At 29.2% G+C, this 8,750-nt stretch carries 6 protein-coding genes, 1 pseudogene and 1 riboswitch; of the genes and pseudogenes, 5 read left to right on the top strand and 2 right to left on the bottom strand.

Features of this window, described 5'->3' with window-relative positions; translation table 11 throughout:
• Positions 1 to 222 precede the first annotated feature (222 nt).
• Both lexA and LEQ07_RS22730 read right to left on the bottom strand, forming a co-directional pair.
• Positions 223 to 858 (bottom strand): transcriptional repressor LexA, encoded by a 636-nt coding sequence (lexA, locus tag LEQ07_RS19180; protein ID WP_046824068.1) that lies wholly within the window; start codon positions 856 to 858, stop codon positions 223 to 225.
• Positions 859 to 954: 96 nt separating this feature from the next.
• Positions 955 to 2,093: pseudogene (locus LEQ07_RS22730) on the bottom strand (tyrosine-type recombinase/integrase).
• 253 nt (positions 2,094 to 2,346) lie between these two features.
• Positions 2,347 to 2,536: riboswitch (cobalamin riboswitch) on the top strand.
• A 355-nt stretch (positions 2,537 to 2,891) separates the two neighbouring features.
• Between LEQ07_RS22730 and LEQ07_RS19190 the strand changes: the two are divergent.
• The 5 genes from LEQ07_RS19190 to LEQ07_RS22265 all read left to right on the top strand — a co-directional run bounded on the left by LEQ07_RS19190 (position 2,892) and on the right by LEQ07_RS22265 (position 8,335).
• The gene (locus tag LEQ07_RS19190; protein ID WP_046824070.1) at positions 2,892 to 4,364 is read left to right on the top strand and encodes a 4-hydroxyphenylacetate 3-hydroxylase family protein; all 1,473 of its coding nucleotides are present in this window, start codon (positions 2,892 to 2,894) and stop codon (positions 4,362 to 4,364) included.
• 37 nt (positions 4,365 to 4,401) lie between these two features.
• Positions 4,402 to 5,733 carry an acetyl-CoA hydrolase/transferase family protein gene (locus tag LEQ07_RS19195; protein ID WP_046824071.1) on the top strand — a complete coding sequence of 444 codons (1,332 nt, stop codon included), beginning with the start codon at positions 4,402 to 4,404 and terminating at the stop codon, positions 5,731 to 5,733.
• Between the two features lie 74 nt (positions 5,734 to 5,807).
• Positions 5,808 to 7,202: an aldehyde dehydrogenase family protein gene (locus LEQ07_RS19200; RefSeq protein WP_046824072.1), complete on the top strand. Its 1,395-nt coding sequence runs from the start codon at positions 5,808 to 5,810 to the stop codon at positions 7,200 to 7,202.
• Between the two features lie 12 nt (positions 7,203 to 7,214).
• Entirely contained in the window at positions 7,215 to 8,210 is a 996-nt protein-coding gene (locus tag LEQ07_RS19205; protein ID WP_332843357.1) for a 4-hydroxybutyrate dehydrogenase, read from the top strand.
• A complete protein-coding gene (locus tag LEQ07_RS22265) occupies positions 8,207 to 8,335 on the top strand; it encodes a hypothetical protein (protein WP_332843358.1) in 129 nt (42 codons plus the stop codon). The genes LEQ07_RS19205 and LEQ07_RS22265 overlap by 4 nt, the downstream gene beginning before the upstream one ends.
• Positions 8,336 to 8,750: the final 415 nt, after the last annotated feature.

Here is an 8,750-nt window from a genome sequence, read left to right on the forward strand (position 1 = left end):
AGAACAATCAAAAAATATAAAAAAAGATAAAAAAACTAATAATAAAAATTAAAAATACGAAAGATAAGTATGAAGCTGAAATAAAAAAATCAAAGGGAAGTGGGTATAGCTTTTTAGCAGCAGGAATATCATGTATGTTAGCAGAAATTATTTTGAAGTTTTTAAAATAATAAAAACTAAAATTATAAAAAATAAAGAGATATGTCTATAAAACATATCTCTTTATTTTATTACTCTAAATACACCTCGTACATGGCCTAGTACACTAACTTCAGATGGGTCTAAAATTATAGGTTCCATAAAGTCATTTTCAGGTTGTAATCTTATATGATTTTCTTCTTTGAAAAATCGCTTAACTGTTGCACTATCTTGACGAACTAATGCAACTACTATTTGAGAGTTATAAGCTGTAGTAGCTTTATCAACTATAACGTAGTCTCCATCTAAAATACCTGCATTTATCATACTTTCGCCTTTTACTTTTAATATGAAGTTATCTTTGCCTACAATAAAATTTGCAGGTAATGGTATGTATTCTTCTATATTTTGTTCTGCAAAAATTGGCTCTCCAGCAGTTATTTGACCTAGGACAGGCAAGTGAAGAACCTCTTGATTAAGGCCATTAGCGCCTTCACCTTTATTAGAGTCTAAAACTTCGATAGCCCTAGGCTTTGTTGCATCTCTTCTGATGTACCCTAACTTTTCTAATTTATTTAAATGAGAGTGTACAGTTGATGTAGATCTTAAATCAACAGCTGCACAAATTTCTCTAACTGAAGGTGGATACCCTTTTTGAGTTAATTGATCTTTTATAAACTCAAGTATCATTATTTGTTTATTCGTTAAATCTAGATACATGTTATCATCTCATTTCTAATATTAATTTTTAGTTTTATATTATATATTTTAGCATATTGACCAATTTTATACAAACATTTGTTCTTATATTAGAATTTATTCATCAATATCATCTAGGTCATCTATCCATTCAAAATTATTAACAATATCTCTCTTAACATTTTTCTTATGAGCTGCATACAATTGAGTGGTTGTAACATTATCATGATCTAATAAGTTTTGAACATCATATATAGAAAATCCATTTTGAATTAATGAGGTAGCTGCTGTAGCCCTTAACTTATGAGGACTATAACCTTTATCTCTAGAAGTATCCATAGAAATAGAAGTATACTTTTTAACTAACTGTCTAATTGACTTTGGATCCATTCGTTTATTTTGCAGAGATAGAAATAGTGCATCTTGCATATCTTCACTTAACATGTCACTTTTAGGTCTTTCATTTAAAATGTAATCTCTAACAACTAACTCACAAGTATTATTTATAGGCATTAATACTTCTTTACCTCTTTTTCTATAAATTTTAAACTCTCCTCTTGAAAAGTTAAATGATGAAATATTGAGTTCTCTAAGTTCATTTAACCTAAGTCCATATGTAACAAACAAAGCTAATATAGCTTTATCTCGAAGCTTAGTCTTTTTCCAATAAACTTTCTCTTTATCAGTAAGACCCAAACCTGTATCAACAGCATCTAACATTTTAGCAACTTCATCTATCTCCAAACGCTTAATAGCATCAGGTTGTGGTTTGGGAAGTTTAATTGGATTAAACCCATCTGTTATATTAGCTTCTAATTGATCATTTCTAAAAAGAAATTTAAATAGGGTAGACAAAGATGACTTTTTACGTGCTAAAGCTCGGTTGTTATTTTCATATATATGAGTATTTTATCAGTATACTTATAATATCTAGTACAATAATCTCCTAAGAATAGATTCACATCTCGTGCTTTTATTTGATTAAACTCATTAAGTGTAATTTCTTTTATCTCATTAGCAACTGTAATTTCTTTAGTTTCTATTAAATATGAACAAAAAAATTGAATATCTTCTAAATAAGCTAGTCTAGTAGTAACCGATACAGATCCTTTTAAATAAATACAGTAATCCTTCATAAACCTAGGAAGGTTATTTTCAACTTGTATACATTTTTCGATAACTCTATTATCTCTAAGAACTATATTATCAGGCTTATCAGATTTATTATGTATTTTAATAGTTTTACTTTCTGCCATTTTAAAACCTCCAAATTTAAACTTTTAATATTTTTAATATAGCATAGTCTTTTTTTGACTTCAACTATTCCTTAAATAATATAATAGAGGTGATGCAAATGTAAAATTCAATTAAAGATTTTAATTACAGTGTAGATAAATGATATTATGTATTCAAAAAAATACAATCTTGAAAGAATTTTTCATTTTGGTTGCTTTTATATATGAACAGTGCTATTCTAATAGCATAAAATGTATATAAAATAACAAAAATCAAACAATATAAAATATAGGTTTAATCAATATGTATCATTGATTAATTAAAAGGGAATCAGGTGAAAACCCTGAACTATCCCGTAGCTGTATTAGAAGAATTTATGTGCAATATGCCACTTGAAATCAGGGAAGGCGCACATAAGTGATGATTCTTAAGTCAGAAGACCTGCCTATGTTTTGAAGCATTAACTCTACGAGTGATAGGGGTGGCTTTACAATAAATTATCAATTCAATCCTATCAGCCACTAATTACAATTCAAATAATCTATCATAACTTTGTTATTTTTTTAACACTAACCAAGTATTTGTAGAGTTATAACACTCACAATTAAATTTATTTAAATAATACATTTTTATATTTCCACAACACTTCTTTAATAATATCACTTTATCAATGCTTTTAATTATCCTCATAACTTGAAAAGATTTAATAAATTCACAATAACCGTAATGTTTTAGAGGTACAGTATGTAAAGTATAGAGATAAAGCAAGTGAAATGAAACAGTGTTTACAAAATATAAACTATATAGGGGGTATTTTTATGTCATTAATGACAAAAGATCAATACATAGAAAGTATTAGAAACTTAAAACAAAAGGTTTATTTATTTGGGGAGTTAATAGAAAATACTGTAGACAATCCTATAATTCGTCCATCACTTAACTCTGTAGCAATGACTTATGAATTAGCTCAAGATCCACAATATGAAGACATAATGACAGCTACTTCTCATCTTACAGGTAAAAAAGTAAATAGATTCTGTCATATTCACCAAAGTACTGAGGATTTGATTAATAAAGTTAAAATGCAACGTTTATGTGGACAAAAAACTGGGTCATGCTTTCAACGTTGCGTAGGAATGGATGCATTTAATGCAGTTTATAGTACAACATTTGAAATAGATGAAGCTCATGGAACTAATTATCATGAAAATTTCAAAAAGTATATGATATATGTTCAAGAAAATGATTTAGTTGTAGATGGAGCAATGACAGATCCAAAAGGAGATAGAGGATTAGCTCCAAATAAACAAGCTGATCCAGATTTATTCTTAAGAGTAGTTGAAAGAAGGGAAGATGGAGTTGTAGTAAGAGGTGCTAAAGCGCATCAAACTGGTATGGTTAATTCTCATGAAATTCTAGTTATGCCAACTATGACTATGGGTCCTGATGACAAGGATTGGGCAATATCTTTTTCTTTACCAACTGATACTGAGGGAATATTTAGTATATATGGTCGCCAATCTTGTGATACTAGAAAACTTGAAGAAGGTGTAGATATAGATATGGGTAACTCAACATTTGGTGGGCATGAAACATTAACTATTTTTGAAGATGTGTTTGTTCCAAATGAAAGAATCTTTTTAAATGGTGAAGTCGAGTTTTCTGGTATTTTAGTAGAGAGATTTGCAGGATATCATAGACAAAGCTATGGTGGTTGTAAAGTTGGTGTGGGAGATGTACTTATTGGAGCATCAGCAGTAGCGGCTGATTATAATGGGGCAGCTAGAGCTTCACATATAAAAGACAAACTTATTGAAATGACTCATTTAAATGAAACACTATACAGTTGTGGTATTGCTTGTTCATGTGAGGGATGTAAAACAAAATCAGGAAATTACCAAATAGATCTACTTCTTGCAAACGTTTGTAAGCAGAATATAACAAGAATGCCATATGAAATTGCTAGGTTAGCAGAAGATATTGCTGGTGGTATTATGGTAACTATGCCTTCTGAAAAAGATTTTAAAGATCCTAAAATAGGTCCTTATATTGACAAATATTTAAAAGGAGTTGATCATGTTCCTACTGAAGATAGAATGAGAGTTTTAAGACTTATAGAAAATATTACTTTAGGAACTGCTGCTGTTGGATATAGAACTGAATCTATGCATGGAGCAGGTTCACCTCAGGCTCAAAGAATTATGATTTCAAGACAAAGCAACCTAAATAAGAAAAAAGAACTAGCTAAAAATATAGCTAATATAAAAGAGTTAGCTAAAGCAGAGAACTAATAATACTATAAGATCCTAGAATTCAAGGGGTGAAATAATGAACTGGAAGGTTTTATATAAAGAAAAATTAATATCAGCAGAGGGTGCTGCGAAAAAGATAAAAAGTAATAGTAGAATTGTTACTGGTCATGCAGCAGGAGAGCCAAAAAAAGTCATAGAAGCAATGGTTAATGAAAGTGAAAGTTATTCTAATGTAGAAATAGTTCATATGATTGGTATGGGTCCTGGAGAGTATGTTAAAAAGGACAAAGAGCTTAACTTTAAACACAATTCTTTATTTGTTGGGGCATCAACTAGGGAGGCAGTACTAGAAGGAAGAGCAGAGTATACTCCTTGCCATTTTTCTGAAGTTCCACGACTTTTTAAGGAAGAATATTTAAAGGTAGATGTAGCTATAATTCAGGTCTCACAGCCAGATAGAAATGGATATTGTAGCTTTGGAATATCTAATGATTATACTAAATCAGCAGCTGAATGTGCAGATATTGTAATAGCAGAGGTTAACCCTAAAATGCCAAGAACGCTAGGTGATTCTTTTATACATATAAAAGATATTGACTATATAGTTGAGGTTGATTATGACATTATAGAGCTTAAGCCTTCTAAAATAGGAGAAATAGAAAAAGCTATAGGTGAAAACTGTGCAACACTTATAGAAGATGGAGCAACACTGCAGTTAGGAATAGGTGCTATCCCAGATGCTGTACTTCTATTTTTAAAAGATAAAAAAGATTTAGGTATCCACTCTGAAATGATATCAGATGGAGTAGTTGAGTTAGTTGAATCGGGAGTAATTACAAATAGAAGAAAAAATCTACATAAAAATAAAATGATAGTAACGTTTTTAATGGGTACAAAAAAACTATACGATTTTGTCAACGATAATCCTATGGTAGAAATGTTTCCAGTAGACTATGTAAATAACCCTGGTGTAATAAGTAAAAATGATAATATGATATCCATAAATTCTTGTATTCAAATAGATTTAATGGGGCAAATAGCTTCAGAATCTATTGGACTTAAGCAATTTAGTGGTGTTGGAGGTCAAGTAGATTTTATAAGGGGATCTAATATGTCCAAAGGTGGAAAATCAATAATTGCTATACCTTCTACTGCATCAAGAGGAACAGTGTCAAGAATAGTTCCATTCTTAGACAATGGAGCAGCAGTAACTACATCTAGAAATGATGTTCATTATGTAGCTACAGAATATGGGGTAGCAGAACTTAGAGGCAAATCTTTAAAAGAAAGGGCAAGAGCACTTATAAATATAGCACATCCTAATTTTAGAGATGATCTTATAGAAGAATGGGAAAATAGATTCAATAGTAAATTTGATAATTTAAAATATCATAAAGCTTATAATTAGTTAGTTTTAATTTGAAATTAAACAATAAAATAAAATGAATAAACATATTTTATTCTAGTGTGGAGGGGTTTATTATGGATACAAAATCATACATAGATGAATTGGTAAGTAAATCAAGGATAGCACAAAGTAAGTACGAAAATTTTACTCAAGAACAAGTGAATGAAATAGTAAGAGAAATTGCTAAGGTTGTATATGATAAAGCAGAAGAATTAGCTAAAATGGCAGTTGAAGAAACAAGAATGGGAGTTTATGAAGATAAAGTTGCTAAAAATAAAGGGAAATCAAAAGTTATTTGGAATAATTTGAAAGATAAAAAATCAATAGGAATATTAGAAGAAGATAAGGAAAATGCAATTATTAAAGTTGCTAAGCCTAAGGGAGTAATTGGGGCTGTAACGCCGTGTACAAATCCTATTGTTACACCAATGTGCAACGCTATGTTTGCATTAAAAGGAGGCAATTCTATTATTATTTCTCCCCATCCAAGAGCAAAAAAATGTAACAAATATCTAGTAGACTTATTTAATGAAGCTATCAAAAAATTTGAAGCACCAGAAAATTTAATTCAAATTATAGAGGAACCATCTATAGACCTAAGCTTAGAGCTTATGAAATCAGCTGATGTAGTAGTAGCTACTGGTGGTATGGGAATGGTTAAATCAGCTTATAGTAGTGGAAAACCAGCTTATGGGGTTGGAGCTGGAAATGTACAGTGTATAATCGATAGAGACATCGATATAAAAGAAGCTGTAACAAAAATAGTTACTGGAAGAACTTTTGATAATGGAATTATATGCTCAGGAGAACAAAGTGCTATAATACCTAAAGAACTTTATGAAAGAACTATAGAAGAATTTAAGAAAAATGGAGCTTTCTATGTATCAGATGAAAAAACTATAGAAAAATTCGCAAAGGTAATTTTTATAGATGGAAAGATTAATGGAAAGATAGTTGGTCAAAGTGTTCAATTTATTGCTAATTTAGCAGGAGTAGATGTTCCGAAAGACACAAGGGTTATTGTATTAAAAGCAAGAGGCAAAGGATTTGAAGATGTATTATGTAAAGAAAAAATGTGTCCAGTGATGATTTCATTTGAGTATGAAAACTTTAATGAAGCAATAGAAATAGCCCAAGCTAATTTAAATGTAGAAGGAAAAGGACATTCTTGCGCTATTCACTCAAATAATAAAGATCATATTAAATATGCTGCAACTAATCTAACAGTAAGTAGACTTGTTGTAAATCAACCATCATCAACTTCAGCAGGAGGAAGCTTCTACAATGGGTTTGCCCCAACTACTACATTAGGCTGTGGTTCATGGGGAAATAATAGTATTTCTGAAAACTTAGATTATAAGCATTTAATTAACATATCAAGAATAGGTTTTTATAATGCACAAGCAAACGCACCAACAGATGAAGAAATCTGGGAATATGAAAAAACATTGGAAAAAGCTTTAAATTAAGGAGGAGCTCTAATGAAAATGATAGAATTAAAACCTCAAATTTTTAAATTTAATACTTGTAAAGCTTTTATTGAGGAGTTTAAAATAGGCAATGGTGATTTAATATTTACAAATAAGTTTTTGTATGATTTTTTCTTAAAAGATTTAAACATTGATAGTGAATATATTTTTCAAGAAGACTATAAGTTAAAAGAGCCTTCAGATGATATAATCGATGAAATAGTTAAATATATAGCTCCTAAAAATATAAAAAGAGTAATAGCAATTGGAGGAGGCTCAATTATTGACGTATCAAAAATATTATCCCTTAAAAATACTGATTGTTCTCGCAAACTTTTTGAGAAAATAGTTCCTGCAGTAAAAGATAAAGAGCTAATAATAGTGCCTACTACTTGTGGTACAGGTAGCGAGGTTACGAACATATCAATTGCCGAAATAAAAAGCAAAGAAACAAAGATGGGTCTTGCTGTACCAGAGTTATATCCAGATTATGCAGTCCTTATTCCAGAACTTGTTAAGGGATTGCCTTATGATTTCTTTATGTATAGCTCAATAGACGCATTAATTCATGCTATAGAAGCTTATGTTTCTCCAAATGCGAACAACTTTACAGAAATGTTTAGTATTGAAGCAATTAAAATTATAATAGATGGATATAAAAAGGTTATAGAAAAGGGCAAAGAATATAGAAAAGAAATAATAGAAGACTTTTTAATAGCTAGTAACTATGCAGGAATTGCATTTGGAAATGCAGGGGTTGGAGCAGTTCATGCACTTTCATATCCACTAGGGGGAAAATATCATGTACCTCATGGAGAGGCTAATTATCAATTTTTTATAGAGGTATTTAGATACTATAATATTAAAAATCCTAAAGGTAAAATTAAAAATTTAAATAAATTAATATCAGAAATTTTAGAAATTAAGACTGATGTAGATGTGTATGAAGCTTTGGAAAATTTATTAAGTAACTTAATATCTAAAAACATTTATATGAATATGGTATGAAAGAAGAAGAAATAGATTCTTTTGCACAAAGTGTAATTGAAACGCAACAAAGGCTTTTAAATAATAACTATGTACAAATGGATGTTCAAGATATAGCTAAGATTTACAGAAAATTATATAAATAAAATAAATAGGAAAACTCCAATAAATTATTAATCTTATAGTAAGAGAATATATTTTTGGAGTTTTCTTATTAAAAATAATAATAATTTAAATACGATGTAAATCTATAATTTTTCAAAAAATGTAGATTTAGGTTAAATAATATTAACGTAGACAAATAATATTTTAATATTGCAAATTAATTTATTAAAATCAAATATTAAAACAAAAAGAGAAGCTATGAAAAATCAATAAAATAAAAGATATATGTTAAAAAACGTTAAATATATAGATATAGTTGCTTTTATACTAACTATACCCTAAATATACATTTAAAGGATAGTTAGGTATTACGAAATGTACTACTCTTCATATATCTATATATAATTAATATGTTTTCATAGATGTAATTATAATCATTGTATATTATAATCTACT

Origin of the sequence: Paraclostridium sp. AKS73 (genome assembly GCF_025671395.1) — a bacterium.
GTDB classification, from domain to species: Bacteria; Bacillota; Clostridia; order Peptostreptococcales; family Peptostreptococcaceae; genus Paraclostridium; species Paraclostridium benzoelyticum.

Excerpts from the sequence above, each read along its gene's own strand:
- LEQ07_RS19190 (WP_046824070.1), top strand. The coding sequence starts at position 2,892 with ATGTCATTAATGACAAAAGATCAATACATAGAAAGTATTAGAAACTTA.
- LEQ07_RS19200 (WP_046824072.1), top strand. The coding sequence starts at position 5,808 with ATGGATACAAAATCATACATAGATGAATTGGTAAGTAAATCAAGGATA.
- LEQ07_RS22265 (WP_332843358.1), top strand. The coding sequence starts at position 8,207 with ATGAAAGAAGAAGAAATAGATTCTTTTGCACAAAGTGTAATTGAAACG.
- LEQ07_RS19195 (WP_046824071.1), top strand. The coding sequence starts at position 4,402 with ATGAACTGGAAGGTTTTATATAAAGAAAAATTAATATCAGCAGAGGGT.
- lexA (WP_046824068.1), bottom strand. The coding sequence starts at position 858 with ATGTATCTAGATTTAACGAATAAACAAATAATGATACTTGAGTTTATA.
- LEQ07_RS19205 (WP_332843357.1), top strand. The coding sequence starts at position 7,215 with ATGAAAATGATAGAATTAAAACCTCAAATTTTTAAATTTAATACTTGT.